30 protein-coding genes are annotated in these 26,604 nt (G+C 64.8%); 13 read left to right on the top strand and 17 right to left on the bottom strand.

What is annotated here, in order from left to right; translation table 11 throughout:
* Positions 1-13: 13 nt before the first annotated feature.
* Complete coding sequence (locus AB0876_RS32645) at positions 14-1,030, bottom strand: TIGR03617 family F420-dependent LLM class oxidoreductase (RefSeq protein ID WP_491841649.1); 1,017 nt, start codon at positions 1,028-1,030, stop codon at positions 14-16.
* Between the two features lie 163 nt (positions 1,031-1,193).
* Here AB0876_RS32645 and AB0876_RS32640 point away from each other — a divergent pair, with 163 nt between their 5' ends.
* From AB0876_RS32640 to AB0876_RS32625, 4 genes are all read left to right on the top strand, one after another.
* Positions 1,194-2,549: an alpha/beta hydrolase-fold protein gene (locus AB0876_RS32640; RefSeq protein WP_491841648.1), complete on the top strand. Its 1,356-nt coding sequence runs from the start codon at positions 1,194-1,196 to the stop codon at positions 2,547-2,549.
* A 397-nt stretch (positions 2,550-2,946) separates the two neighbouring features.
* Positions 2,947-3,357 carry a transglycosylase family protein gene (locus tag AB0876_RS32635; protein WP_491841647.1) on the top strand — a complete coding sequence of 137 codons (411 nt, stop codon included), beginning with the start codon at positions 2,947-2,949 and terminating at the stop codon, positions 3,355-3,357.
* 500 nt (positions 3,358-3,857) lie between these two features.
* Positions 3,858-5,108 carry a S1C family serine protease gene (locus AB0876_RS32630; RefSeq protein ID WP_526044099.1) on the top strand — a complete coding sequence of 417 codons (1,251 nt, stop codon included), beginning with the start codon at positions 3,858-3,860 and terminating at the stop codon, positions 5,106-5,108.
* 130 nt (positions 5,109-5,238) lie between these two features.
* On the top strand, positions 5,239-5,634 hold the full coding sequence (locus tag AB0876_RS32625; RefSeq protein WP_491841646.1) for a tautomerase family protein: 396 nt from the start codon (positions 5,239-5,241) through the stop codon (positions 5,632-5,634).
* Here AB0876_RS32625 and AB0876_RS32620 read toward each other — a convergent pair.
* From AB0876_RS32620 to AB0876_RS32610, 3 genes are read right to left on the bottom strand one after another with little or no spacing between them, the layout of a single operon-like run.
* Positions 5,618-6,253 carry a methyltransferase family protein gene (locus AB0876_RS32620; RefSeq protein ID WP_491841645.1) on the bottom strand — a complete coding sequence of 212 codons (636 nt, stop codon included), beginning with the start codon at positions 6,251-6,253 and terminating at the stop codon, positions 5,618-5,620. The genes AB0876_RS32625 and AB0876_RS32620 overlap by 17 nt on opposite strands.
* Positions 6,254-6,267: 14 nt before the next feature.
* Positions 6,268-6,906: a cation efflux transmembrane domain-containing protein gene (locus AB0876_RS32615; RefSeq protein ID WP_491841644.1), complete on the bottom strand. Its 639-nt coding sequence runs from the start codon at positions 6,904-6,906 to the stop codon at positions 6,268-6,270.
* A complete protein-coding gene (locus AB0876_RS32610; RefSeq protein WP_491841643.1) occupies positions 6,906-7,235 on the bottom strand; it encodes an ArsR/SmtB family transcription factor in 330 nt (109 codons plus the stop codon). Before AB0876_RS32610 ends, AB0876_RS32615 begins: the two co-directional genes overlap by 1 nt.
* Positions 7,236-7,375: 140 nt before the next feature.
* Between AB0876_RS32610 and AB0876_RS32605 the strand changes: the two genes are divergently transcribed.
* A complete protein-coding gene (locus AB0876_RS32605; RefSeq protein WP_526044074.1) occupies positions 7,376-8,023 on the top strand; it encodes a hemerythrin domain-containing protein in 648 nt (215 codons plus the stop codon).
* Between the two features lie 5 nt (positions 8,024-8,028).
* Here the strand turns inward: AB0876_RS32605 and AB0876_RS32600 are convergent, their stop codons facing one another.
* Together AB0876_RS32600 and AB0876_RS32595 are read right to left on the bottom strand one after the other, a co-directional pair.
* Positions 8,029-8,364, bottom strand: a complete 336-nt coding sequence (locus AB0876_RS32600; RefSeq protein WP_491841641.1) for a hypothetical protein — start codon at positions 8,362-8,364, stop codon at positions 8,029-8,031.
* A gap of 254 nt (positions 8,365-8,618) precedes the next feature.
* Positions 8,619-9,530 carry an MBL fold metallo-hydrolase gene (locus tag AB0876_RS32595; protein ID WP_491841640.1) on the bottom strand — a complete coding sequence of 304 codons (912 nt, stop codon included), beginning with the start codon at positions 9,528-9,530 and terminating at the stop codon, positions 8,619-8,621.
* A 120-nt stretch (positions 9,531-9,650) separates the two neighbouring features.
* On the opposite strand from AB0876_RS32595, the gene AB0876_RS32590 reads away from it, so the two are divergent.
* Positions 9,651-10,085: a VOC family protein gene (locus tag AB0876_RS32590; RefSeq protein WP_491841639.1), complete on the top strand. Its 435-nt coding sequence runs from the start codon at positions 9,651-9,653 to the stop codon at positions 10,083-10,085.
* 37 nt (positions 10,086-10,122) lie between these two features.
* Here AB0876_RS32590 and AB0876_RS32585 read toward each other — a convergent pair whose 3' ends face one another.
* Positions 10,123-10,635, bottom strand: a complete 513-nt coding sequence (locus AB0876_RS32585) for a mycothiol transferase (RefSeq protein WP_526044073.1) — start codon at positions 10,633-10,635, stop codon at positions 10,123-10,125.
* Positions 10,636-10,744: 109 nt separating this feature from the next.
* The gene (locus tag AB0876_RS32580; protein WP_526044072.1) at positions 10,745-11,485 is read right to left on the bottom strand and encodes a cutinase family protein; all 741 of its coding nucleotides are present in this window, start codon (positions 11,483-11,485) and stop codon (positions 10,745-10,747) included.
* A gap of 256 nt (positions 11,486-11,741) precedes the next feature.
* On the opposite strand from AB0876_RS32580, the gene AB0876_RS32575 reads away from it, so the two are divergent.
* Positions 11,742-12,503 carry an alpha/beta hydrolase gene (locus AB0876_RS32575; RefSeq protein ID WP_526044071.1) on the top strand — a complete coding sequence of 254 codons (762 nt, stop codon included), beginning with the start codon at positions 11,742-11,744 and terminating at the stop codon, positions 12,501-12,503.
* Positions 12,504-12,566: 63 nt separating this feature from the next.
* On the top strand, positions 12,567-13,070 hold the full coding sequence (locus AB0876_RS32570; RefSeq protein ID WP_491841635.1) for a GNAT family N-acetyltransferase: 504 nt from the start codon (positions 12,567-12,569) through the stop codon (positions 13,068-13,070).
* A 10-nt stretch (positions 13,071-13,080) separates the two neighbouring features.
* Here AB0876_RS32570 and AB0876_RS32565 read toward each other — a convergent pair whose 3' ends face one another.
* The 3 genes from AB0876_RS32565 to AB0876_RS32555 form a co-directional block, all read right to left on the bottom strand.
* Positions 13,081-13,944 carry a hypothetical protein gene (locus AB0876_RS32565; protein ID WP_526044070.1) on the bottom strand — a complete coding sequence of 288 codons (864 nt, stop codon included), beginning with the start codon at positions 13,942-13,944 and terminating at the stop codon, positions 13,081-13,083.
* A gap of 37 nt (positions 13,945-13,981) precedes the next feature.
* Entirely contained in the window at positions 13,982-14,632 is a 651-nt protein-coding gene (locus tag AB0876_RS32560; RefSeq protein WP_526044069.1) for a maleylpyruvate isomerase family mycothiol-dependent enzyme, read from the bottom strand.
* A gap of 65 nt (positions 14,633-14,697) precedes the next feature.
* Positions 14,698-15,153 (bottom strand): DUF1942 domain-containing protein, encoded by a 456-nt coding sequence (locus tag AB0876_RS32555; protein ID WP_491841632.1) that lies wholly within the window; start codon positions 15,151-15,153, stop codon positions 14,698-14,700.
* 136 nt (positions 15,154-15,289) lie between these two features.
* On the opposite strand from AB0876_RS32555, the gene AB0876_RS32550 reads away from it, so the two are divergent.
* Positions 15,290-15,691 (top strand): type II toxin-antitoxin system VapC family toxin, encoded by a 402-nt coding sequence (locus AB0876_RS32550; protein WP_526044068.1) that lies wholly within the window; start codon positions 15,290-15,292, stop codon positions 15,689-15,691.
* 27 nt (positions 15,692-15,718) lie between these two features.
* Here AB0876_RS32550 and AB0876_RS32545 read toward each other — a convergent pair whose 3' ends face one another.
* Both AB0876_RS32545 and AB0876_RS32540 read right to left on the bottom strand, forming a co-directional pair.
* Complete coding sequence (locus AB0876_RS32545; protein WP_491841630.1) at positions 15,719-16,180, bottom strand: DUF805 domain-containing protein; 462 nt, start codon at positions 16,178-16,180, stop codon at positions 15,719-15,721.
* 34 nt (positions 16,181-16,214) lie between these two features.
* A complete protein-coding gene (locus tag AB0876_RS32540; RefSeq protein WP_526044067.1) occupies positions 16,215-16,952 on the bottom strand; it encodes a hypothetical protein in 738 nt (245 codons plus the stop codon).
* Between the two features lie 838 nt (positions 16,953-17,790).
* On the opposite strand from AB0876_RS32540, the gene AB0876_RS32535 reads away from it, so the two are divergent.
* Positions 17,791-18,219, top strand: a complete 429-nt coding sequence (locus AB0876_RS32535; RefSeq protein ID WP_491841628.1) for a cellulose-binding domain-containing protein — start codon at positions 17,791-17,793, stop codon at positions 18,217-18,219.
* A gap of 435 nt (positions 18,220-18,654) precedes the next feature.
* The gene (locus AB0876_RS32530; RefSeq protein ID WP_526044066.1) at positions 18,655-19,341 is read left to right on the top strand and encodes a hypothetical protein; all 687 of its coding nucleotides are present in this window, start codon (positions 18,655-18,657) and stop codon (positions 19,339-19,341) included.
* Between the two features lie 18 nt (positions 19,342-19,359).
* Here AB0876_RS32530 and AB0876_RS32525 read toward each other — a convergent pair whose 3' ends face one another.
* Positions 19,360-20,043 carry an MspA family porin gene (locus AB0876_RS32525; RefSeq protein ID WP_526044065.1) on the bottom strand — a complete coding sequence of 228 codons (684 nt, stop codon included), beginning with the start codon at positions 20,041-20,043 and terminating at the stop codon, positions 19,360-19,362.
* Between the two features lie 272 nt (positions 20,044-20,315).
* Between AB0876_RS32525 and AB0876_RS32520 the strand changes: the two genes are divergently transcribed.
* On the top strand, positions 20,316-20,924 hold the full coding sequence (locus tag AB0876_RS32520; RefSeq protein ID WP_526044064.1) for an LGFP repeat-containing protein: 609 nt from the start codon (positions 20,316-20,318) through the stop codon (positions 20,922-20,924).
* A 2-nt stretch (positions 20,925-20,926) separates the two neighbouring features.
* Positions 20,927-21,475 (top strand): nuclear transport factor 2 family protein, encoded by a 549-nt coding sequence (locus tag AB0876_RS32515; protein WP_491840041.1) that lies wholly within the window; start codon positions 20,927-20,929, stop codon positions 21,473-21,475.
* 13 nt (positions 21,476-21,488) lie between these two features.
* Here the strand turns inward: AB0876_RS32515 and AB0876_RS32510 are convergent, their stop codons facing one another.
* The 3 genes from AB0876_RS32510 to AB0876_RS32500 all read right to left on the bottom strand — a co-directional run bounded on the left by AB0876_RS32510 (position 21,489) and on the right by AB0876_RS32500 (position 26,600).
* Positions 21,489-22,055, bottom strand: a complete 567-nt coding sequence (locus tag AB0876_RS32510) for a dihydrofolate reductase family protein (protein ID WP_526044063.1) — start codon at positions 22,053-22,055, stop codon at positions 21,489-21,491.
* 99 nt (positions 22,056-22,154) lie between these two features.
* Positions 22,155-24,764, bottom strand: a complete 2,610-nt coding sequence (locus tag AB0876_RS32505; protein WP_526044062.1) for an excinuclease ABC subunit UvrA — start codon at positions 24,762-24,764, stop codon at positions 22,155-22,157.
* Positions 24,765-24,914: 150 nt separating this feature from the next.
* Positions 24,915-26,600 (bottom strand): GMC family oxidoreductase, encoded by a 1,686-nt coding sequence (locus AB0876_RS32500; RefSeq protein WP_526044061.1) that lies wholly within the window; start codon positions 26,598-26,600, stop codon positions 24,915-24,917.
* Positions 26,601-26,604 lie beyond the last annotated feature (4 nt).

The raw sequence follows: 26,604 nt of genomic DNA, 5'->3' as shown, positions 1-26,604 counted from the left end.
GCTCGGACCTGCATCATCCTGCCGCCAACTGCTTGGCGATCTCGCCGTATCGTTCGAGCCGTTCGGGCCCGCCGAGCGCGTTGTAGAGCACGACGCGGGTGGCGATTCCTCCATATTTGGCGGTCAACGCATCCGCCAGTCCGTCCCACGTGGATTCGGTGGCGAAGGCGGCGATGTGCTCATCGGTGATCTGGGCTGCCATGCCGGCGATGTCACCGGCCTTCTGCTTCTCCCGAAGGCGGGCGGTCGTGCCCTCGAAGCCGGCCTCGTCCCAGATGAACGCGTAGTTCGGTGTGCTTCCGTAGAAGCTCATGCTCACCCGCACGAGCTCGCGCTCGTTGGCGCGTTCCTCGTCGCTGTCGCCGACGATCGTCATGACCGGGATGATCCGGGCGATGTCGGCGGCGGAGCGGCCCGCCTTGGCCGCACCGGCGGCCAGATTGGGCAGCACGTGCCGCGCGATGTAGCCCGGTTCGCCGATCGGATGGATGTGCACGCCGTCGGCCACCTCGCCGGCCATGCGAAGCATCCATGGATTCACGGCGGCGATGTCGACTTTGGGATCGGGAGCATCGATCGGTCCGGGGTTCCACTGCGGAGTGATGAAGTCGAGGTCATAGAAATCACCGTGATGCTCGAGCTTGCCGGTGCGGAAGGCAGCGAAGCATGCCTTGACTGCCGACACGTAGTCGCGCAGGCGTGGACCCGGCTGTTCGAAGGGCATTCCGTAGCGGCGCACGACATGCGTGCGGACCTGGGTACCGATACCGAGCCGGAATTTGCCGCCGGTGGCTTCCTGGAGCTCCCACGCCGATGCCGCGGTGACGAACGGGCTGCGCGGAAAGGCAACGGCGACACCGGTCGAGAGCTCCAAACCCGGCGCGGACTGCGAGGCGACCGCCGCGTTGAGATACGCGGTCCGGCCGGTCTCGGTGAGCAGGAGTCCGGAGAATCCGGCCGACCGGGTACGGCGGGCAAGGTCGCCGATTTGAGACAGCGGCTGCGGAACGGTCATCACGTCGACGTACACGTGGGGAGCGTACGTGAGTGAGCGTGCCAGGGACCCGTAATGCCTTAGAAGTCAAGCATTTCACGCTGTCGGCCACAGGCCTAGACTTGTTGACATCAGGGCAACCGGCGTCGTTACGACAAGCGCCAGGACCAGAGCTAGTTGCGACTGAAGGAGGGGAACGATGGTCAGGATTCATACGGTGGTGCCGGGGGAAACGCTGTCAGCGTTGGCATTGCGGTTCTACGGGGATGCCGAACGGTACCGACTGATCGCCGCGGCCAGCGGAGTGCCGGATCCCAACGTCATCCAGGTGGGGCAACGGCTGCTCTTTCCTGACTACGCGCGATACACCGTGGCCGCGGGGGATACGTTGCCCGGTCTGGCGTCACGCTTCTATGGGCAGGCCGATCTGTCGCGGTTGATCGCCGCCGCAAGCGGCGTCGCTCCGGATGCCGGTATCGATCCTGGCCGGCAACTGATCATCCCGGAAGTCAGAAAGTACCCGGTTGCCCCGGGAGATACGTTGTCGGCGTTGGCATCACGCTTCTACGGGGACGCCACGTTCTATCCACCGATCGCCAGCGTGAACGGCATCTCCGACCCCGGCGCGATCACCCCCGGGCAGACGCTGGTGATATTCACCGGGCGCGGCGACGGATTCGGTCTGCGGATCGTGGATCGCAACGAGAATGATCCTCGCCTGTGGTACTACCGATTCCAGACCGCGGCCATCGGTTGGAACCCCGGCGTCAACGTCCTGCTTCCCGACGATTACCACACGAGCGGGCGTACCTATCCGGTGCTCTACATGTTCCACGGCGGCAACGACGATTTCCGCTCGTTCGATTTCATGGGCATCCGCGACTGGACCGCCGGAAAGCCGATCATCGTGGTGATGCCCGACGGTGGGCATGCCGGCTGGTATTCCAACCCGGTCACCTCGTTCGTCGGCCCGCGAAACTGGGAGACGTTCCACATCGCCCAACTGTTGCCCTGGATCGAGGCGAACTTCCGGACGTACGCCGAGTACGACGGCCGCGCGGTCGGCGGATTCTCGATGGGCGGCTTCGGTGCGCTGAAGTACGCGGCCAAGTACTACGGGCACTTCGCCTCGGTCAGTGCCCACTCGGGCCCGGCAAGCCTGCGCCGTGATTTCGGGCTCGTCGTGCACTGGGCGAATATCACGTCGGCAGTTCTGGATCTGGCCGGTGGAACCGTGTACGGCGCGCCGCTGTGGGACCAGGCCAGGGTCAGTGCCGACAACCCGGTCGAACGGATCGAGAGCTACCGCAACAAGCGGGTTTTCCTTGTCGCGGGCACCAGCCCCGACCCGATCAACTGGTTCGACAGTGCCAACGAGACGGAGGTACTCGCCGGCCAGCGCGAGTTCCGCGGGCTGCTCGACCACGCCGGAATCCCATACGAAGCGCACGAGGTGCCGGGAGGCCATGTCTTCCGCCCCGATATGTTCGCCGTCGACCTCGACGGAATCATCGCTCGACTGCGGCCTGCTGCCGTGGCGAGCAATGTGATGTAACAACAACCACATCCATCCCATCAGTCACATTTGCAACAGAATTCAATTCTTTCACTGCTATCGCAGTGGAAACTGAATTCACAATAGACTGCAAACTTCACACCGCCGACGCCGAACTCTGTGAGACGGAACGCGGATGCACGTTGGCTGCCGATCTCCTGCGGTGATGGACCTGAAGTGCAGTTTTATGGTTGAAGGGCGGTATCGAACTGTTCCCAACGGCCACACCAGGCCCATAACTATTAAATAAACTCAAAGAAGATAATTAGACTCTCTAGCACGGGTATTTTACTTTCGCCCCATCGGTAAACTCAGTATCACGATGGGCTGAAAATGGTCTGTCGCCCCGCCATTACCGGCGCGCACCGCAAGTGCACGCCGCCATGAAGGGATCGACATGCGCATGCGCAAGGTCGTCACCGTATTCGGGTTCGTCGGTGCGATCGCCCTGGCTCAGACACTTGTGGCAGTTCCGAACGCCGGCGCCGAACCGAACTGGGATGCGATGGCTCAGTGCGAATCGGGCGGAAACTGGGCGGCGGACACCGGCAACGGCTTCTATGGCGGACTGCAGTTCACCCCCGCCACGTGGTCCTCCCACGGAGGAATGGGGTCGCCTGCCGCGGCGAGTCGCGAGGAACAGATCCGGGTGGCACGCAACGTCCTGCAGACGCAAGGCCTTGGCGCCTGGCCGGTCTGCGGCGGGCCGATCGGTCAGGCTACGGGAACCTGTCGCCAGGTGATGGTCTGGATTCCGCTGAGGAATCTGCCGCGGCTGTGCACCTTGGTGCTCAATCCGCTGGGCTGAGGCCGATTAACGCAGCGGGCGCGGCAAACCTCGCGGCGCTTCGCCTCGCCGACCGGCCGGGGTTCGCCCGAGCCGGAGTATTCGAGCAATTCAATGCCGAGCAGGTGCTGGCCACCGCTCGACTGGGGGCCGTCCTGCGGCACTGGCGCTTTCACGCGTCGAGAAAGTCTTGGGCAGCACCGAGCCCACTCTCAGCAAACCCTCAGTAGTGCACTGCACCATCTAGGGAGGCGCCGGCACGGCGCATATATGTCGGTGTCGCAAAGGAAGAAGCATCACGAATGAATCAATGGCCTGGGATGTCACCGCAGAGTAGTAACCCTCAGTGGGACGCCAAACAGGCGGCAGAGCAAAGGAATCCAACTTCAAGCCCGTGGAGCCGGACCGGTTATCAGCAACCGTCCCCGCCGTATGGTCTGCATCCCGAGATGACCCACAGGTTCGATGCACCTCCGGTGCAAGACGTTTCGCCGCCGAGAAAGAAGTCCCGGGTCGGCGTACTGGTAGCAGGCACGGCCGCGGTGGCCATGGCCACCGGTGCCGTCGCAGCGGTCGCGGTGTTGGATCAGTCCGGAAAGCCCGCGACTGTCGCGCAGGCGCCGGCCGCTGACCACGCGCGTCTCCCGGCGGCCGGATCCGTGCCGGTGCAGCCGAATGCATCCGCGCCCGCGGGTTCGGTCGAACAGGTGTCGGCCAAGGTGCTGCCCAGTGTGGTGAAGCTGCAGATCGAGACCGGGCAGGGACGTGAGGAGGGATCCGGAATCGTCCTCAGTGAGGACGGGCTGATCCTCACCAACAACCATGTCGTGGCGGCCGCCGCCCGCGGCGCGGGTGGCCAGGGGCCGCTGGCCGCCGAGGACTCACCGGGCGGGCAGTTCCCCGGCTTGCCGCGTGGCATGTACCCCGGTGGACAGTTCCCCGGTGACGACCAGTATTCGCCTGACGGACCGTCGGCCAGGAATTCCGGTCGGGCCGGCGGCGCAATGCGGGCGACTGTGACCATGTCGGATGGGCGCACGGTGCCGTTCACCGTCGTCGGGACCGACCCCGACGACGACATCGCGGTGGTGAAAGCGCAGAACGTGTCCGGGCTGACGCCGATTGCGATCGGTTCCTCGAAGGATCTGAAGGTGGGGCAGAATGTCGTCGCGGTGGGCTCGCCGTTGGGCCTGCAGGGGACTGTGACCACCGGCATCATCAGCGCCCTGGATCGTCCGGTTGCCACCGGCGATGAGCAGAGCGGCCAACACTCGGTGATGAGCGCCATCCAGACCGACGCTGCGATCAATCCGGGTAACTCGGGCGGTGCACTGGTCGACATGAACGGTGACCTGATCGGGGTCAACTCGGCGATCGCATCGTTGGGCGGCGGCCAGGGTTCGCAGGGCGGTGGACAGGCCGGTTCGATCGGTCTGGGCTTCGCGATCCCGGTGGATCAGGCCAAACGCATTGCCGACGAACTGGTTTCGACCGGAACCGTCCAGCACGCCTCGCTGGGTGTCCAGCTCTCCGGTAACGACTCGAACGGTGCAGCGGTCGCCGGTGTGGTCGCCGGGGGCCCGGCAGCCGCGGCCGGTCTGCCTGACGGTGCGGTGATCACCGAGGTCGACAATCAGGTGATCGACGGTGCCGATGCCCTGGTCGCTGCTGTGCGGTCCAAGGCACCGGGGGATACCGTGACGCTGACCTACGAGGACCCGTCGGGCGCTTCGCGCACCGTCGACGTCACCCTCGGGCAGGTCCAGGCGTAGCGCAGAAGCAGTCAGTGGGCCCCAGTCGGTGTTCCGGGCTGGGGCCCACCGCTGTGTCGGCTGTCAGTACGGCAAGGTGGACCGAGAAATTCGGGTGACCGCGCCGCCGGCTGTGTGTGACGATTCCCGGATGCCCAGCACACTCATCGAGGTACGACGGCCCTACCGCCCGTCCGAAGAGGTGGCCATCATCGACGCGGTGCACGACGCACTTGTGGTCGCCTTCCAGATCCCGGCCGGCGACAAGCATGTCCGGCTGATATCCCATGAGCCGCACCGGTTCTCTCATTCGCCGGGCGTGGAGCAACCCGAGCTGTACACGCTGGTGACGATCGACTGCTTTTCTGGTCGGTCTGTCGACGCCAAGCGAAATCTCTACCGGCAGATAGTCAATCGTCTGGAGGCGCTGGGCATCCCACCGAACCACGTCACCATCCTCGTTCGCGACAGCGAGCTGCAGAACTGGGGCGTTCGTGGCGGACAGGCAGCCTGCGATATCGACCTGGGTTTCAACGTGAACGTGTGATCGGCTCCTGGCGGCCCCCATCGCGTCCCACACCGGGCACGAATCGTCCGACGGCGACGCAGTAGTCACGATAGGCCTGACCGTGGGTCCGCATCAGGTAGGGCTCTTCCACGACACGGACCTGCAATTCGATGGTGGTCGACAACACGATGAAGGCCAAGAGCGCCACCGGGTTCGGTGTCATCAGCGTGACACCGCCGGCGAAGACCAGCATGGCGGTGAAGATCGGGTTGCGGACCAATCCGAATACTCCGTTGCGCACCAGTGTTGTTGTCTCGCTGGGATCGACCCCGATACGCCAGGATTCACCCATGTCCAGCTGGGCGTAGACGGTGGCGGCGATTCCGGCAACGGCGAGCACCGTACCCAGCGACTGGATCCATGGAGCCTGCAGGAAGGCGATCGGTGCGGTCAGTCCGAGATATTGCAACACGGGCGCTGCCACGCCGACGATGATCGACACGATGAAGCCGACACCGGCGAACCATTCCAGCGAGCCCGGCCGTCCGTTGATGCCACGAAATCCCGTCGACCCCGTTTGTCGGTACTGGACCCAACTACGCCAACCGAACCCCAGTACCGCGAAGATCAGGTAGAGAATCAGTGCGGTCACGGCCATGTTCATCTCCTCGGTTATCGGTCTCCACAGCAGGTTTCGCCGCGCCACGCCTCGCGTCCTTCGTTGACGGCAACGCCGGCGAGGATGAGTGCGGCAATCGGATCGGCCCAGCTCCAGCCGAGCAGGCTATTGAGCACCAGTCCGGCGAGGACCACCGCGGACAGATAGGTGCACAGCAGCGTCTGCTTGGAGTCGGCCACGGCTGAGCGGGAACCGAGTTCACGGCCCGCACGGCGCTGGGCCCAGGACAGCAGCGGCATGATGACCAGGCTGGCCGTGGTCAATCCGATGCCGATCGCCGAATGCCCGGCCTCAGCTGCTCCGCTGAGCGATCGGATCGATTCGATGGTGACGTAGCCCGCGAGTGCGAAGAACGACACCGCGATGATCCGCAGTGCGGTCTTCTCGCGTGCCTCCGGATCCGGGCCGGAGAACTGCCAGGCGACGGCGGCAGCCGAGGACACCTCGATCACGGAGTCGAGTCCGAAGCCGATCAGTGCGGTCGACGACACTCTGGTGCCCTCGCCGATCGCGACGATTGCCTCGATCACGTTGTAGGTGATGGTTGCGGCGACGAACCATCGGATCCGCCGATGCAGCAACGCCCGACGCGCGGGTGCCAGGGGAGACGGAACCGGGGTATCCGGGGTCATCAGCAGCAGCCATCCGATGCCGAGTCGGGGCACTGCTCGGGGTCGCCGGCCAGCACCACGTGCAGCAGATCGTTCAGTGCGTGGGCGAGTTTGGGATCCGCGAGTTCATAGCGGGTTCGTCGGCCTTCCGCGACGGCGACTACCAGTCCGCAACCACGAAGGCAGGCAAGGTGATTGGACATGCTCTGCCGAGAGACGCCCGCCGCCTCTGCCAGGTCAGCCGGATATCCCGGAGCGTCCTTGAGTGCGAGCAGAATCTTGGACCGGGTCTGATCCGACAGGGCATGACCGAACCGGGCCAGCACTGCGACCTGCGTCAGCGTCTCCATGGGCCTGACAGTACATCAGTTTCTGAATTCAGAAAATAATGAACTAAAAATGTGGGGTAGCCGCATACTCGTGGCGAGGCCCCACGTCCGGCGCATGCTGGCCCTGAATGGTTGGCGCCGTTCATCGAAGGGAGCTTGCGATGCCGGTCAACGACTTGGACATGTTGCTCGTCCACCGCGTGTTTCGTCGCGAGCTCGACGACCTGGCGTGGCTGATCGCCAGGGTGCAGCCCGGCGACAACTCACGTGCGCGGGTAGTCGGTAGCCACCTGCGATTCATGACAGAAGCACTGCATCACCACCACGCGGCCGAGGACGAGCTGGTCTGGCCGATCGTCGCGGTCAGGGCGTTGGATCGGAAATCGGACATCGAGCGGATGCAAGCGCAGCACGGGCAGATCGCAACGGCGCTCGAGGAGGTGCAAGCAGCTCGTGTGGCGTGGACGAAGTTCGTTCAGCGATCGACGACTGCCCGGATGAGGGAGGCCTTCGCGCAGCTGTCCGAACTGGTGTTGGCCCACCTGGACGAGGAAGAACGTGACGCATTGCCGGTGATCGTCGAGTATCTGACCCCGACGGAGTGGGGAACCGCTGTGAAGAGGGGAGCGTCGTTCTTGACCAAGAACCCACGGTGGGGCGTCGTCCTCGGTGGTCTGGTGCTGGATTACGCCACCCCCGAAGAGGGCCGCTCCTTCCTGGGGGGAGTGCCACTGCCACAACGGTTTTTGGTCAAATCGCTGGGACCGCGGTCACTGGCTGCGTACCGCAGGAAGTTGTACAACGTGTGATGCGACTAGATGGCTCCGGGTGTGCCGGGCGGGCTCATCGACCCGTCGACATTCGGCACCATTGCCGGGGCCGGAATGCCTCCGTCCGCCGCGTTGTCTCCTGGTATCCCGTCGTCTGGCGTCTGGTCGTACATGCCTCCCCAGCAGGCGGGATTCCATCCTTCCGTGGCGCACGCCGGATCATCTGGGCTGTTGGGGGAGTCGAGAGCGGCGGGTATGCGGGGTGCTGCCGAGGCGACGGCCACCGGAGTGACTGCGCCCAGCACCGCAATCCCCGAGATTGCCGCCAGCGCCGATCTCGTCAGCAGGCGTCGCACCTCAGAAGTCATCATCGTACGCATCTTCCGCTCCTTCATCCCGGCTGAACACGGCAGATCAACGTTTGCCGACGCTGCGCCGTTACGGCCATGCTCGCAGTTCCGCGCCCGCTGCGGGTGGAAACCGCGACTTCGCTGGCGGAAACTCCAACGCTGCCTTGAAGTTTGACGCGGATGTCAAAAATGAAGAGGCGGCGGTGCCGCCGTCCGAAACGTGGATGGCCGGCGGCCTCCGTGGAGAACGCCGGCCGATCACGACCGGTGACCCGGTAACCCGATCAGTAATCCCAGGCGGCGGGCACACACCGGAAGACGTCGCCGGCGGTCGCCACGTGGCACACGGACGGGAATGGCAGGTGGGTGGCCACCAGCGCTTCTCCGGTCGCGGCCAATTCGCGCAGCAGCTCGATGCGGACGCGGGCTGCCTCTTCGGGGTCGTGTTCGAATCCGTTCTGCCACTCGGGGTTGTCGAACCCGGGGGCGAACACGGCATCGCCCGCGAATGTCAGTTTCTCGCCGCCGGAATCCAGGCGGACCACACTGTGTCCGGGGGTGTGACCACCGGTGCGGGTGACGAGTACGCCCGGCGCCACCTCGTATTCCGTCTCGAATGTGCGCAGCTGGCCCCGGTAGTCGTCCAGGAACTGCGAGGCGACCCGTCGGAGTACATCCGGTATCGGCTGCGGCATGACAGTGCGGGAGAAATCAGGCTTCTCCCAGAACTCCGCCTCGGCGGCCGCGGCGTGGATCCGCAGATCGGGCCGCAGCCGTTCCTTAACTCCTTCGGTGATCAGTCCGCCCACGTGGTCCATGTGCATGTGGGTGAGCACGACGTCGGTCACCGAACCGAGGTCCACACCGGCGGCCTCCAGGCGCTGGACCGTCTGGCCGGCCCGGGGGAAGTCGGGGAATTCCAGGCCCAGCCCGGCGTCGACGAGGATGGTCCGATCGCCGCTGCGGACCACCACGATGTTCAGCGGCCAGTCGATCACCTCGGGCGGCAGGAAGTTGTCACCCAGCCAGACCGCCAGGTCGGTCGGGTCGGCGTTGGTGGCCAACGTCGAGGTCGTAATGGGCAGCACTCCGTCGCTGATCACCAGAACCTCGATGTCGCCAACCTGTACCGCGTAGCGCGACGGAACCAACTCGTCGACCGGACCGCCCACCCGTGCACTGCTGTCCAAACTCATACTGTTCCTCCTGAGGGCTGCACTGAAGACACGTCGAATGACCTGTCTTACTCGTGGGAACGCCGTCGTGCCGTCGGAACTATCCAGCGATCGAGCGCAGCAGATGGCTAGGGTCGGCTGATGGCCTCCGTGAAGCAATTCCAAGTCACTTTCGATTGCGCAGATCCCGAGCGCGTAGGTCGCTTCTGGTGCGAAGTGCTGGGCTATGTGCTGCCTCCGCCGCCGCCGGGGTTCGACACCTGGGCGGATTTCGATCGATCCCTCAGTCCGGAGCGCCAGGGGTCCGCGTTCGCCTGCATCGATCCGTCGGGTACCGGCCCGCGACTGTATTTTCAGCGCGTACCGGAAGGCAAGGCCGTCAAGAACCGAGTGCACCTCGACGTCCGGGTGGGCGGCGAACTCGTGGGTTCAGAACGCCTCGCGACCCTGGAAGCGGAGTGTGCACGCTTGGTGGCGCTCGGGGCCGTGCAGGTGCGGGTGCTGCCCGCCGACGGCTTCGAGGAGTCCTGCATCGTGATGCAGGACATCGAGGGCAACGAGTTCTGTCTCGACTGAGGTAGGCCCGGGTGCGGGAACCCAAGCCGGGTTCAAGTCAAGAAGTTTCGGTGGTGCCGCGGTCAACGCGGGCCTGATCGATCTGTTCGCGAAGGATGTCGCCGTGGCCGGCATGCCTGGCGAACTCTTCGATCATGGCGAGCAGCGTCCACCGCATGCTCACACTGCCCTCGGCGGGGATGTCGATCGTGGCGTCGAGGTCGAAGCGGGCGGCGATGTCGCGGGATCGTTGACTGGCGCGCTGGAACTCGGCGATCACGTCGGCGACCGACTCGTCTTCGGCGACGGCGAACGTACCCTCGTCTCGCCTCGAGTATCCGTCGCACTCGGATTCGTCGAGATCGCCCCAGAACCGTTGGAACCAAATCCTTTCCGCGGCAGCCGCATGCTTGATCAAGGAGATCGGGGTCGTCAGCGATGTCACGAGGTGTCGCCGTGCGTCGGCGTCCGTCAGCCCGCGTGCGGTGGCGATGAGTGCTTCACGATTTCGGTCGAGTGTGTTCTCGATGAGCGTGCGCTCGGTTCCGTTGGTGATTCGGTTGGTGCCCATACGTTTACTCCGTTCGGTGGTGCGGGTGTGCAGACATGGTTCAAGTGCCGTTCGCCCAGGCACGAGCATCCGCAACCAGGCGGACGGGAAAGGATCAGCGGTGGGGTCGCTACAAGCGGCTGACCGCAAACTGCGCGGCCTGGTCGACCATGCCGTTGGCGATGTACGAGTTGTGCGCGCCGGTGGGCGGTCCTGGCGCTGCACCGTTACACACGCTGTCGCCGGTGGCGCACAGATCGATGGTCTTGGGCGCATACAGCGGCCCGATGGTGATTCGCGGCGCGCCGGCGTCGCTGAGGAACTGGTTTGACGGTTTCCCGAACAGCGCCACGGCGGCCACGTGCGAGGCAATCTCCGGCGGCATCGGCGGCGGCACGAAGGCCGCCGGGACACCTTCTGGGATATCGGCGGCGGTGGTGAATGCCGCCACGGCTGCACCCTGGGAGAATCCGCCGAGCACCATCTTGGTGGCGGGGCAGTCGGCGGCGACCGCCTGAATGTGGGTGGTTGCGTCCCTGATGCCGTCGATGACCGTGAGAGCAAACTGGATGCCATCGGCGAAATCGGCGCTGGCCTGGTAATTCACCGGGTACTCAGCCACCGACTTCGCGCCGGCCTTGGCGCGGAGGGCATCGACGAACGCCTGCCCGATACCGCCGGCACCTGGCGGCTCGCCGGTCCCGCGGGCGAACACCACCTCGGCGTCCGGGCATGGGGCCGCGTTGGCAATGGGCGCCGTGGCGCTCACCAGTGCCAGCGCGGTGAATGAGGCCGCGACCAGCCCCGCGGGCCCGTAGATCTTCCGTCGGTTGCGCACCGCGGAAGTTTGGTTGCCATGAATTGCGTGCATAGGAGAACCTTCGCGTCGGGAGAGGACGGCCGATTGTCCGAACTCGATGGTACGTAATACGGACGCGCACGAAAACCGTTGGACGGGGTCGCCGTCGCATTGATAACGTGCCTGCGACCGTGACGGCACGCGAGGAGGTGAGACCCATGGACGTTGTAACCCTGTGGGTGCTCCCACTCGTGTTCACGGTCGGGCGATCGAGGTAGGTGTCGCCGGGAGCGCCTGAACATTGGCACTCCCGAAAGGGCATCACATCATGCAATTCACCTCTGAGACGTCGTCGAACGGCGTCATCGAACGCACCTTCACCCTCGGCGATATCACCGGTGTGCTCTGGTCACCGGAAACCGATTATGACGGCGCTCCTGTGCTGCTGGCCGGTCACCCCGGCGGCTTGGACAAGAGGGCCCCGGGGCACGTCGCCCGGGCCTACTCTTCGGTGCGCACGGATGGTTTTCACGTTGTCTCGATCGACGCGCCCGGGCATGGCGAACGGCCACGCAGCGCAGCAGATGTTCGTCTGGTCAACGCTTTCCAGCAGGCGCGGGCAGAAGGCAGCCCGTCGTTCGGTCGGCACCTCGCGGACTACTGCCACTCGGTGGCCGAACGCGCCATCCCCGAATGGCGGGCCACCATCGACGCCGTCCAAGCCCTGCCACAGATCGACCCACGAGCGCCGATCGGCTACTCCGGCATGACACTGGCGAGTGCGGTCGGAATACCGCTGGTCGCGGTCGAGTCCAGGATCACCGCCGCGCTCTTCGGCTCGGCAGTCGAACACCCTGAGCTGCTGGTGGCGGCGAAGCAGGTGGCCATCCCTGTCGAGTACCTCCTCCCGTGGGACGACAAGGAGATCCCACGCGGATTCGGCCTCGAGCTGTTCGGCGCTTTCGCCTCGGAAGACAAAGTGCTGCATGCCTTCCCTGGCCGGCATCACCCGGTGCCTACCGATGGCCGGATCGACACCCGGTTCTTTCCCCGCCACCTCGGACGCTCGTCCGGCACTGTGCCGGGTTGACGGACCGGGCAGAATACATCGTTCACGTCGCATGAAACACCGTCAGAGAGTGGAAGATTGGATATGTGGAGTACCCGAGTTGAGCAGCCAGAGGATGTCGAGCGCATCCATGCCGTGAATGCGGCCGCATTTCCCACCGAGCTGGAAGCGAACCTCGTCGACGCGCTCCGCGAAGACCCGACCGCTTGGATCGACGGACTTTCCGTCGTCAGTTGCGACGTGAACGGTGAAATGGTGGGCTTTGCGTTGCTCTCGCGATGCACTGTCGACGGTCATCCCGCACTTGCGCTCGGGCCCTGCGCGGTCCTGCCCGATCTCCAGCGAAGTGGGGCTGGGTCGGCAGCGATTCGCGCAGGGCTGGAGCGCGCGCGCCAACTGGGGGAGAACCTGGTTGTCGTCCTGGGCCACGCTGATTACTACCCGCGGTTCGGGTTCAGCCCGGCATCGCGGCTCGGCATCACTGCGCCGTTCGAGGCGCCGGACGACAACTTCCTGGCCCTGACTCTCGATCCTGATGCGGCGGTACCCCGCGGTGAGGTTGCGTATGCGAAAGCCTTCGGCGTCTGACGCGCAAACGCTACTTGTCCGTTAGCCGAATCAGCTGCGATTCTGCCTGCGCCACAGCTGCTTCGGCGGTTCGCAACCGGCTCTGCAGCTCATCGGCGGATTGTTGCGCGAGGTCGAGTTGCGCTTCGGCTGCCTCGAGGTCGCGCTGCGCGGCTGCGAGGGTCTCGAGGATTTTCTCGTAACGCCGACGTGCGGTTGCGACCTTGCTCCGGCGCTGCTTCAACGTTGCGAGCGCGTCGTCGTGTGCGGCGCGGGCCTCGCCCAGTTCGGATGTGGTGGCGTCACGGCGGCGCTGGGCCTCCTCGACCGCAGCAGCGTCCTCGTGTGACTGTTCCTCTGGAGGCGGTGGGTTGACTTTCGCCGAGGACCCCGTGTCGGGACGGGAACGCGTGGTCACAACAGACGATGCGCCGAAGTCACCGAATCCTGACCACTCTTCTGCTCTCGACAGCCGGCCCAGACGCGCAGCGACTTCGGGATCGGCGATCGCTGCCTGGAGCGTTCCGGTGACGTCGTCGCGCAATGCTGCTGTCGGATCGGACAGTTCGGCGGCCGCGAATCCAGCGCGGGTCAGGTCCTGCACGAGGGTTCGCTGCGTCGCGGACAGCTCGCGGATGCGTTGTCCATCCATGGCCGCGTGTGCGGCGCGCAGCGCTTCGTGCAGGTTGGTCAATTTCGGGCGGACTGTCGCGTCGGTCAGTGCGAGCAGGTTCACCACCCACGCCGCCGTCGTCGGCCGTCGGGCTGAGGCGATTGCCTTGGCCGCCGACGCATCTCCACGCTTCTTTGCCGCTGTCGCGAGCTCATTGCGCCGGCCGGTGAACTCTTCGGGCCGCATGCCGTAGAGCGAGTCGAGGTCGTCATCGACAGTCAACGCAGCCTCACACCGGCCCAAGTCCATTGTCCGCCAGTCATACTCGTCCACCGAATGCGCGGAGCTCCTGCACCGTTGCGCTGGGCCCGGCCATGGTGATCTCACCTGCTGCTCGTCGACCCGCCAGCCACCGGACCAGATCCGGGGCAGAGCCACCGAGAATCACTTCCGGTCCCGACGTCGGCCCGACTGACCACCGCCGGCCGCCGTCGCTCGTGCTGACCGTGACCCGAACTCCCAGCGGCAACTTCTTGACCTGATACCGCAGTACCAGCGGAATGACCTCCGCAAGCGTCACCGGCACGGCGTGCGCTTCGTTTTCGAAGCCGACGCGGTCCTCGTGATGCGTCCAGTATTCGAACAGAGCCAGCGGCGCCACCGTCGGTTGCAGCAGCAGCCGCGGCATCGGCCGACGCAACCGGCCGATCACTGCCGCGAAGCCGTGTCGTTGTTCCCGGCGCAGCGCAATGTCGACCATCTTCGGTGTACCGGACACCGAAACGCCACGCGTCACCAGGGATCGGGCAATGAAGGTCGTCACACCTCCGTAGCGTTCTTCACCAGCCAGATGGGCTGCAAGGTGCAGCGCGGTCCACCCGCCACACGCGGTCGGGGCTGACGGGCCCAACTCGGTCAACGACTCCGTCAATGCTGCGCGTTCGGCCTTGACGTCCTCTGCGATCGTCATGACCAAAAGTGTTACCGCAGGACGACGTCAGCCGTCACCTTTCCGTCGATTCCACGGATTGGTGGTCAGTCTTTCCAAACCACCTTGTCGGTACCACCGGCGTCCCGATAGACCACGCTGTCGGGCGCCGTGCCTCCTCGTACGTCAAAGTAGAGCCGCCCGGTGGTTTGAGACCCCGGTGCGATCGGTTGGTTGGCAAGACCGTCCGTCTGGTTGCCCTTCATGTCCGCGTAGGTGGAGCTGTTGACGGCCCGAGCGTTGAAATCGGAAATGTTCGGGGTCGGGGAGCCGCTCACGGCCTCGGCCGTTACATCGGCATACCAGATCCCGTCGTTATGACCGCTGGGCTGCAAGTTGCTCACGGTGTAGTCGATGGCGCCATTTGGACTGGGAACTTCTGCGGTTTGGCCGAACTGGAGCGTTTCCGGATCTGCGTATGCCGGAGTCGCTGCCACCATTCCAGCTGCCGCGATCCCGGCCGCAGCTGCCATCGTTTTCATTGCGATCTGCGAGAATGCCACGTCGGGCTCCCTCCGCCGTATTCCTGTTGTCTGCAGGAGTTAGTTACCTTCTTCTTCACCCGAGGGGTATCCAAACTCAGGTCCTTCAAACGTGCGACCCGCTACCTGTGGCTCGTGTCCGTGCGAAGCTACTGGTATGACAGCGTTTGTCATCGATGCCCCGGTGGCCGTCAAGCTCGCCGCCGACAAGGCGACGATTCCGCCGGAGCACAGCCTGGTGGCGCCCACGCTGTTGCGTTCGCAGGCACTCGCCCTCGTGTACGAGTCGGTGCGACGCGGCGAGATCGACAAACCGGGCGCCCGCAAGGTCCTCGACGGCATCCGCGGGCTGCGGATCCGGCTCCTGGGCGATCGGGTACTACAGGACCGCGCTTGGCGAATTGCCGCCCAGTTGGACTGGCCGGACACCTACCAGGCCGAGTACATCGCACTGACCCAGCTGCAGGCGGACGCGCTGGCCACTGCGGACCGGAAACTCGCCGATGCTGCGCGTGCGTTCGTCGAAACCGTTTCTCCAACAGAGATTCTGCGCCCGTAGGGTGTGGGTCCGATGGCCGCGAGGGTCTCACCGTCGGTCGAAGCGTTCCCCGAAGTGTTTCGACGGAAGCACTCCGAAGACGATCTGGATCACGAATCCTATGTAGGGCAACACGGTCAGCAGGGACAGCCAACCTGACAGGTCGGCATCGTGGAGTCGGCGGACCAACAGTGCCCAGCCGGGGATCGCGCACGCGAGTGTGAGTATCAGCAGTATCACCAGGAACGTGAGTCCAAGTGTGCTGTCCTCTTCGGCCGCACCGGCCAACATTCCGCAGACAAAGGCGACGATTCCGAGGGTGAGCATGACCCACCAGTACTCGCTGCGAGAGGCGCGACCGGAGAAACGGGCATAGCTGCGAAAGAACCGCGACAGTGCCTGGCCGAATGTCGCCCCGTACAACGGCAGCGTGAGATCGCCTGGATCGGTAGCACCGACGGGTTCGTACTCGGGGTGTGTATCGAAAGGGGTTCCCTCGCTGTGGATCATCGGTGCCTCTGCTCGTTTGATTGGTGCATCGCGTCTACTTCAGGACGATAACCACGGCGTAGCCGTCATGGTCACCGGTTGTCGTGGTGGCGGTGTTGTACGAGTTGTCCAACGCGACCATGCCGCCGTAGGTCGCCTGGCCGCTGGCGAGCAGCCGAATCGCTAGCGCATTTCGGGCGAGGTTGGACGAGACGTACGCGTGCCGGGGTAACAGGTCGTAGATGACGAACTGTTCGGTGCTGAACGAGCCACTCCAGACGTAGCCCGCGCTGGTCTCCACCGGGTCGGGCCCGAAGATTCGGCCGTGGTTGTTGGGAAACAGGAAGAAGTTGTCCGAGTAGCCCAGTAACAGGCCAGTGGGCTGCTGCCCGTAGGTCACGTCGTCGATCGTGCCTTGGAACCCGGTGCTGTGAATGGGCTGGGCAGGGTAGCCGGACCAGAACATCACCGTGTTGAGCTTGCAGGCGGCCTCAGCTGCCGATGTCGACGTCGGGTCGACGATGATGACGTTGACCGGCTCCAGGACCGTCCTGCCCTGGTACGGCAGCCCACCGTAATTGGATATCTGCCCGTTGGATTGCAGCATCCATTTGCCGATCTCGCCGTACACGGTGGGGACCTGATCAGCGGGGGAGGGCACCCCAGGTGCGATCGCCGGAACGGCATTGACGCCGATCGGGGTGGTGCTGGCCGCCGGCCGGAAGTGGTTGGCGCCGAGGGTGAAGCGTTCGACTTCCCGGTGGACGAGCTGCAGCACCTGCACCATCGGCATCGGAACTGCCGGCGCGCCAACGGTATTCGCCGCCGAAGGCAGGGCGACGGGCAGGTCCGCCGCGGGCGAGCCGGTGGGGGCCGGGCTAGCGGTCGGTGCGATGGCCCGGCGTGAGCGGATCGAAGTGGAGTTGGGACGCACGCTCGTGGATGAGGTCGACAACCCGGTCGCTCTGGCAGGTGCGCCGGAGCTCAGGGGAGCCGGGATCTTCCGCGAAATACGCACGGACAACCCCGGTATCGATGCCGGGCCGGCACCGGGTGCCTGCTCATCGCCGATCGGAGCCCGGCGGCTGTCGGCCGGTCTGATCCTTGACGTGGGTGACGCCCCGAGCTTGCGGGTCTTGGCACCAGGCGATCCGACGGAGGGCGGCCTCTTCACCGGGCCGGCACCGGCCGATGGATCCGAAGAATGTGCGGCGGAACCACCGGCGTTATTGTCCGGGGAGCCTTCGGCATTGGCGATTCCGGCGCTGCCCGCCACCACCGCACCGATGCCCAAACCCAGCGCCAACAAACCGACGCGCCCCAGATGGATTGCTGCTCCCGGCCCGGTCTGTCCGGTGGAAGGTCGATGTTGCGCTGCGATATGCGAGGCACGGTGCCGACCCATGGCTGTCCCGATCGTTTCCGGCGGATCACCACAACTGTCCGCATGTTCCCAGCCATCGTCGGCTGACGATGTTTATACCTGCGCGGTTAGAGGCGGGCGTGAACGTTTCATTCAGCGAATCAGGCGAGACCGGAGATTTCGTGATGGTTTCAGTTGGGCAAAGGTACTGCAGCAGGGCCGCGATGCGACGCGCCCACATGGCCCGTTTGGCTCTAACTTTGCCACCATGGCGGGATTGGGCATTCACGTGAAGCGCTGGCGCACAGCGGTTCAGGTAGCGGTGTCGGCGTTGCTGGTTGCCATTCCCGGGCTTGCCGTCACCCCCGTAGCTCATGCGGCTGCGCCCGCGGCGAGGTTGTGGGTGTCATCGACATGGCAGACCGGCTTCATCGGCCACTTCACGATCACCAACCCGAGCGCGGTGCCGCTATCCGATTGGAAGCTCGAATTCGACCTGCCGATGGGCGAATCCGTCTCGCACACGTGGAGCAGCAACATCACGCGCTATGGCACGCATTATGTGCTCACGCCCGCGAATTGGAACCGCATCATTGCACCGGGCGGTACCGCCACCGGCGGCCTGAGAGGCGTGTTGTCCGGGTCGTACACGCCACCCTCGAATTGCGTGCTCAACAGTCAATATTTGTGCACCTAGCGGCGGATAAATAACGCGCCAGGATGAGCCTCGGCAAACGGAAAGCCGATCATCGATGAGGCGTCCTTTGGCTGCGGTCAGGGTCAACCTGTACTGGCGTTTTGCCAGATTTCGGATGTTCTAATACAGTTCTCCGCTAATTACTACACCTCTGTAGTGCCAGGTAGAGTGACGCCAGTCACATTGTGGCAATAAGGGTGGTAGTTGCCATAAATGTGACGTGTCGGCGGCGGGCTGACTCTTGCGTCGCCCCGGCCGAATCGCGCATAGCAAATTCTTAGTCGCGTGCATTTGGTCGGATCGGCGCGTGGAAGCCCCAGAGTGACCGGTGCACGGTCCATCCCTGTCTACTGGCGCCTGAATGGCGGTGGGACGGGGCGGGCGTGTCGGACACGGCTCCACAAATTTTCACAGCTGACAGAAGAGAGTACGACCATGCCGAAGTTCGGCGGACCAACCGAGACGTTCGGAAAACAGAACCACGTACGGAAAATCATCACCACCGCTCTGGTCGTTACCGGGCTCGGCGGCGCCACTCTGCTTTCTGCTCCGACGCACCGGCACGCCGTGGTCGCGGTTGAGCAACCGCCGGCGGTGGACCCGGTCACCAAGAACGCCGCAGCCGTCGTCCCCACCCCACCGGTGGTGGTGGTCACCAAAGACTCCAGCGCGCAGGAGATCGTCAAGGCCATCGTGAGCCAGGGTCACGCTGCCAGGCTGAGCGAAGATCAGATCAAGACCGTCATCGCCACTGCGAAGATCGAGTCCACGTTCCGCCCGACCGTGTCCGGCGGTGTGCAGGCGTATGGCAGCTCAGGGGGCGCGGCTGATGAAGTCATCGGCCTGTTCCAGGAGAAAGCCAGTTTCGGCACCGTCGCCGAGCGTCAGGACCCCAACAAGGCGATCGCCCGGTTCATCGCCCGGTTCTCCGAAGCGTCCAAGAAGTACGCCATCAACGGTGACAGTGTGCTGGCGGCCACGCTGGCGCAGAACCCGCAGCTGTTCAAGTACCGCGGCGGCGGCGTGGGAACGCACTACTACAACACCATCAAGGCCGCGTTGAGTGCGGCGGCTGACTTGTACAGTCAGGCCGCCGGCCCCGCGCTGCAACCGGTCACCTGACCTTTCGGGCAAAACCCGTCAGACCGACTTGGTGATGCCGTAGTAAGCGATCACATCGTCGGTGTCGGTGGTGGAGCTGGTGAGGGTCGCGTACGAGCGCAGGAAGGACTGGCCCACGCAGCCGTCCACCTTGATGTGGACGTCCTTGAGGGTGACCCGTACCGGCGCTGCCTTGAACGACTTCTTGTTCACCGAGACGTTGGTGACGGTTCCGGGCTTGGGGTGGATCTCCACGGTGCCCGACATCGGCATGCTCACACCGGTCGGGATGATGCCGGCCAGCGTCGAGCCCGACGTGCTCAGACCGATCGAACCGACCAACCGGACCTGTCCCAGTTCGATACCGCAGCCGATCTGGTAGCCGGTGTCCAGCGTGCCGCCGGTCAGCGAGGTGGATCCGCCGCCGGTAACGGTGCCGGTGAACGTGCCGGCCACGAGGTATTCGCGCGACGACGCGGCGGTGGTCAGCGGTGCGATCGGCAGCTGGCTCTCGTCTTTGGCCGAGACCGTGAGCTTCCAGCCGTCCGGTGTGGTGACCACGCCCGGCTCGGCCGAGGCGACCAGGCCGTTGTCCGGCGGTGGGCCGGCGTCAACAGGTGCCGCGGGGTCCGGCGGCGGTGGCGGGTCGGCCGCAGCGAAGGGCGCCAACGCGACCGGGGCCAACACGCAGACAGCGGCCAGCGTGGCGAAACGATTCAACATGTGTGTCAACGCGCCTCTCGTGGTTGAAATCCGGGATCGAGGTGCGACGTCGGATTCGGTAGGAGTGCCCGGTCACGCTATCCGCAGCGAGGATAAAGCTCATTGAGTTCTATTCGCGCAGAAGTTATCTAGGGGCTGTGCCGCTACGCCGTCGAACGGTGGCGTGAGGCTGCGATCGCCTGCGCCACTCAAGTGGTTGGGTTATAGTCCCGGCCGGACGAGGGTTCAGCTGTAACTTGACCCACACCGCAGGTACACGCGAGAGGAAACCCATGAGGACGAGCGCATACCGCCACGCGGCACTTGCCGGGCTGGCAGCAGTCGCGCTGATCACCGCGGGCTGCAGCAACGACAAGAGCGTCGACGCATCGATGTCGCCTCAGGTCGGATTGATCTCCACCTCCACGGTTCAAAACCCGGCGCAGACCGCACCGGTGAAGCTCATCGGTGAGAGAGACGTCGAGGTGACGCTTACCGGCCCGATCGCTGCCAAATACGCGTCGGCCACCGACAAACAGAAGGAACTCCTCGGCAAGCCGCTGACGGGTGACCGTAATGCGGGCACCCGGGACAGCGGCGTGGTGTTCCAGCAGTTCCAGGGCGGGGTGATCGTCGCCAAGAATGACGAGGCGGGCACGCCCGCCTACATCACCTCGGGCAAGATCCGGGAAGCCTGGAATGTCCCACGCGACCCCGCCGGCGTGCCGGCGGTCACCGGCGACAACGGCTCGGCAGGCCCGTTGGGTGTCCCCACCAGCGACGAGAACGCCGACGGCGATCTGCTGGTGTCGACGTTCGAGCACGGCAAGGTCGAGTACGACGCGAAGACCGGTGAAGTCAAGGTGACGGTCAACGACAAGGTCGTACCCTCCGGCCTGTAGAGATGTCGTCTGCCACGCCGGATCCGCTCGTGCAGGAGATGCTCGACGAATTCGCATTGCGCAAGCTGGTGCACGGGTACTGCCGGGCCGTCGATCGCGGGGACATCGTCACGCTCCGGAGCCTGTACCACCAGGACGCGGACGACGACCACGGCGCCTTCTCCTCGGGGTCCGTGGATGATTTCCTGCGCACGCTCGTTGACACCCGTCCGTATCTCCGGTCGATGCAACACCACATCACCACCGCGAACTTCGCGATCAGCGGCGACCGCGCGGAGGGGGAGATCTACAGCATCGCCACCCACACGTTCGTCTCGGGCGACGGCGAAACCGAGCTCATCATCGGTGGGCGGTATCTGGACAAGTATGAAAAGCGCGATGGTGCATGGAAATTCACCGCCCGGCAGATCGTTACCGATTGGGCGCATGTGCACAATCCGTCGACCGTCGACATGAGCCATCCGATGACGCGCGCCGCTCCATCCGGTAGTCCGGGACCAGATGACCCGTCATACACGTTCTTTTCGCTGCTCGGACAGAACGCGGAGTAACGCGACGACGAGATCAGTTGCGTTTCGTCTCATAGCGCAACAGGACAGTGCCGCCCGGGAAGGTGCGGTTCTCCAGCAGTCGCAGCGAGATCCATGACGGCAGTGTCGGGAAGAACGGTGTACCGCCGCCGACGGCGGTGGGCGCGATCACGATCCGGTACTCATCCACCAGTCCGGCCTGCACGATCGGTGCGGCCAACGTCGCGCCGGCCACCTCCATCTGTCCTTCGGTCTCGGTCTTCAATCTCGTCACGACCTCGACCGGGTCGCCGCGTTCCAGTCGGGAGTTCCAGTCGACGGACTCCAGAGTGCGCGAGAACACGACCTTGGGCATGTCACGCCAGACGTGGGCGAAGTCAACGATCAGAGGCGTGGCGTCCGGAGCTTTGTCGGCGGTCGGCCAGTATGCGGACATCAGTTCGTAGAGCCGCCGCCCGTAGATCGACAGGGCGGTCTCCCGCTCGAAGTCGTTCCAGTATTGGTGCAATTCCTCGCTCGGCTCGGACCAGTCGATGTTGCCCTGTGCGTCGGCGATGTAACCGTCCAGCGACACGTTGAAGCCATAGATGAGTCTGCCCATGCAGATCAGACTGCACCGGGGGACAGAACTCATCGCGACGAATCACGAGATCTGCTCGCATCGTGGGTGAACGGGCGAACGCAGGACCGGGCGGATTGCTCAGGGCGTGAGCGCAGCCGCCAGGTAGGGCGCAGTAGCGCTGTCCGAGCACTCCGCAATCTCAGCAGGCGTGCCCGTGGCGATGATCCGGCCACCGGCAGCGCCGGCGCCGGGACCCATGTCGACGACGTAGTCAGCCTGTGCGACTACGCGCATATCCAATTCGGCGGCAACCACGGTGTTGCCCGCATCGACGAGCCGGTGCAGGTGTGCGAGCAGCCGGTCGGTGTCGGCGGGGTGGAGTCCTGCAGTGGGCTCGTCGAGCAGGTAGAGGGTGTCGCCCCGGTGCGCACGCTGCAGTTCACCGGCGAGCTTGACGCGTTGCGCCTCGCCGCCGGACAGTTCGGTGGCTGGATGTCCGAGTCGTAGATAGCCGAGCCCGACGTCGCAAAGTGCCTCGATAGCTCGAAGTATGTCCGCCTCGCCGTCGAAAAACCCCCGGGCCGACGAAACGCTGAGCTCGAGCACCTCGGCGATGTTGTGGTCGTGCCATCGGATTTCGAGGGTCTCTGCGTTGTACCGGGTTCCATGGCAGTCCGGGCACGGGCTGTAAACACTTGGGAGGAACAGCAGTTCGACCATCACCCACCCCTCGCCTTCGCAGGTTGGGCAGCGTCCGCCGGCGACGTTGAAAGAGAACCGCCCGGGCTTGTAGCCCCGAGCCTGGGCCTGCGGAGTCTCGGCGAACCTTCGCCGGATGTAGTCGAACAGTCCGGTGTAGGTGGCGACATTGGATCGCGGCGTGCGGCCGATCGGTTTCTGGTCGATGCAGACGACTCTGCGGATGCCGCGGGGGTCGCCGACCACCTCGCCCGACGCGAGAGGCGCGGCCTCGGCGAGCAGGTCGTCGTCACCCACGTCGTCGAAGCGGACGGGGCGGCCCAGGTGATCGCCGACGATTTCGGCGAGTGCGTGTGCGACGAGGCTTGACTTACCCGATCCGGATACTCCCGTAACTGCGGTGAGACACCGTAAGGGGACCGACACAGAAACATCGTGCAGATTGTTGCGCCGCACGTCGGCGAGCTCCAGCCAGTCGCTCCGATCCCGTGGGGTGCGCGGCTTCGTCTGTGCGCCATTGCCGAACAAGTAACGGCGCGTGACGGATTCAGTGACTTTGGCGAGACCTGCCGGCGGCCCGCTGTAGAGGATCTGACCGCCGTCCACTCCCGCACCCGGCCCGATATCGACCAGCCAGTCTGCGGCGGCGATGATATCGAGTGAGTGCTCGACCACGAAGACGCTGTTGCCGCTGCGTTTGAGCCCCTGCAAGATGTCGCGCAACGCGTCGCGGTCGCGAGGGTGCAGACCGGCCGAAGGTTCATCCAGCACGTACACGACTCCGAACAGCTGAGACGACAGCTGTGTCGCCAGCCGGACGCGCTGCAGCTCTCCTCCCGAGAGCGTCGGGGTGCTGCGTGCGAGAGATAAATATCCGAGCCCCAAGTTGATCAGCGGTTGCAGTCGCTCTTGCAGATCGGCCACCAATCGCTGTGCGGCGGCACGCTTCTCGGCTGACATGTTGGGTGTCTGCCGAACATCTGGCGCCGCGATATGGGCGGACCCTCCAGCTTCCACCCGGGCCTTGACCGCCGACCTTCGTGTCTTCTTGTCGAGTACCTCACGGGACACCTCGGGCGCCCAGTCCGGGCCGAGCACCGTGCTGCAGAGTTCAGCGAGTTGGTCCAACGTGAGCCTTGACAGCGCGGCGATGTCGAGACACTCGAAGGTCACCGAGAGCGCCTCAGGTTTCAACCGCTTCCCGTGGCACGCTGGGCATGGTCCACTTCCGACGAACTGCGAGACGCGCTTCTTGACGCCGGCGCTTTTGGTGGTGGCGAAAGTATCCAGAACGTACCGGCGAGCACCGATGAAGGTGCCCTGGTAGCTGGGTTCCCAGTCGTCCTTGATGGCACGGCGGGTTTGTGCCGGGGTGAGCCCGGCGTAGACCGGCACCGTTGGGCGGTCTTCGGTGAACAGGATCCAATCGCGGTCTTTGCGCGGCAGCATTTCCCAGGGGACGTCGACGTCGTAACCGAGCGAGACCAGGATGTCCCGCAGGTTCTGGCCGTACCAGGCGGGGGGCCACGAGGCGATTGCGCGCTCACGGATCGTCAGTGTCGGGTCCGGCACCATCAGTGCCTCGGTCACCTCGTATACGCGGCCCATGCCATGACAGGTGGGACAGGCGCCCTGGGGCGTGTTGGGGGAGAAGTCTTCTGCGTAGAGCATCGGCTGCTTCGCCGGATAATTGCCCGCACGCGAGTACAGCATGCGGATCAGGCTGGACAGTGTCGTCACGCTGCCGACGGACGACCGTGTGCTGGTGGCACCTCGCTGCTGACGCAGCGCGACCGCGGGCGGCATCCCTTCGATCGAGTCGACATCCGGAACGCCCACCTGGTCGATCAGGCGACGGGCATACGGCGCAACGGATTCCAGGTACCGCCGCTGGGATTCGGCGAACAGTGTGCCGAAGGTCAGGGAGGATTTACCCGAGCCGGACACACCGGTGAATGCCACGAGAGCATCGCGCGGGACATCCACATCGACGTCTCGCAGATTGTGCTCGCGCGCGCCACGGACCCGAACTCTGTCGAACGAGCTCATTTGCTCACGTCCTTCCTGTTCTGGCCACCTCCAATTCGCCTGTTCCCACCGACGCTACCTACATGCATGGCCACCCGCCGACGGTCGACCAGATCCGGCACCGACCAGTGCGAAGTCCGCACCCATCCCCGCGGGCGGTGTGTAGTCACCTCAGCCCAGGATGGCCCGCGCAGCACGCTCGGCGATCAGCATGACCGGCGCGTTGGTGTTCCCGGACGTGATGGTGGGCATCGCCGAAGCATCGACCACTCGAAGACCGGCGACGCGGTACACGCGGCAGTCGGTGTCGAGCACCGTGGCGGACGACCGCGGAAGTCCTTGTGCGTCAAAGGCTCCCATCGTGCACGTGCCCACTGGGTGGAAGATCGTGGTGCCGAGTTCGCCGGCCGCCGTCTGCAGGTCGTCGTCGCTCACCAGTTGCGGACCGGGCAGCAACTCTTCTGGGTGGTAGCGGGCCAGGGCAGGTGCCGCCATGATCTCCCGGGTCATCCGGAGGCCGCGCACGGCGATTTCACGATCGGCGTCGGTGGACAGGTAGTTGCAGGAGATCTTCGGGTTGGTCAGCGGATCTGCATCGGCAATGCGCACATGACCGCGCGAGCTTGGTCGCAGGTTGCAGACCGAGGGAGTGATGGCTCCGAAGGGGTGCAGGGGGTCACCGAACTTGGGCAAGGACAGGGGCTGTACATGCCACTCCAGATCCGGACTGGCCAGCGCCGGATCACTTTTGGCGAATGCCCCGAGGGTGGAGGGCGGCATGGTCATGGGTCCTGATCGCAGCGCCAGGTACTGAAGTCCCATGCCGCCGCGGGTGATCCAATTTCGGTACAGCGTATTGACGGTCTGGGCGCCCTGGATGCGGTAGACGGTTCGCAGCTGCAGGTGGTCCTGGAGGTTTTCACCCACTCCCGGCAGGTCGACTGCCACCGGCACGTGGTGCTGGGAGAGTAGCCCGGCCGGGCCGAGACCTGAGGCCTGCATGAGCTGCGGCGAGCCGATCGCGCCGGCGCTCAGGACTACCTCCCGACGGGCCTTGACGTTGATGATCTGGCCGTCCTTGAGCAACCGCAGGCCAGTCACGCGGTGCGCAGCCGTGGTCCACGCACCGTGACGCTGAGTCTCATCGACCTGGTCATCCATCAGCAGTTGCAGGGCCTGCGTCTGGGTGTAGACGGTGAGATTCGGTCGATGGGCGACAGGATGGAGGAAGGCGTCGGCCATCGACCAGCGCCGTCCGCGCCGTTGGTTGACGTGAAAGTACGCGCTGCCGGAGTTGTCGCCCCGGTTGAACTCGTCGATCGGGGCGATGCCGACCTGGGCAGCGGCGGCCTGCCAGGCGTCGAGGATCTTCCAGCGCACCCGCGGCCGCTCGACGGGGATCTCACCGCCGGTGCCGTGCCACTCGTCGGCTCCGCCGAAGTAGTCTTCCAACTTCTTGTAGATCGCCAGTGTCTCGCCAGGACTGTCCGGGCCGCCCCAGCGCCATCGGTCATCGCCGGTGGCCTGTGCCCACAGGTCGTAATCGCTGGCCTGTCCGCGCATGTGGATCATGGCGTTGATCGACGAACAGCCTCCGATCACTCGGCCCCGTGCGTAGTGAATGCTGCGGCCGGCCAGACCTGGATCGGCCTCGGTGGTGAAGCACCAGTCGGTGCGGGGGTTCGCGATTGTGTAGAGGTAGCCCACCGGCACCTTGATCCAGAACCAGTTGTCGTTGCCACCGGCCTCTATTAGGAGCACGCGGTGGTCGGGGTTGGCGCTGAGTCGATTGGCGAGCAGGCAGCCTGCGCTGCCCGCTCCCACGATGATGAAGTCGAATTCGGCGACTGGGCTCATCCCG

Source organism: Mycobacterium sp. NPDC049093, assembly GCF_040704635.1.
Lineage (GTDB): Bacteria > Actinomycetota > Actinomycetes > Mycobacteriales > Mycobacteriaceae > Mycobacterium.
This window is presented reverse-complemented; position numbering and strand designations above follow the sequence as displayed.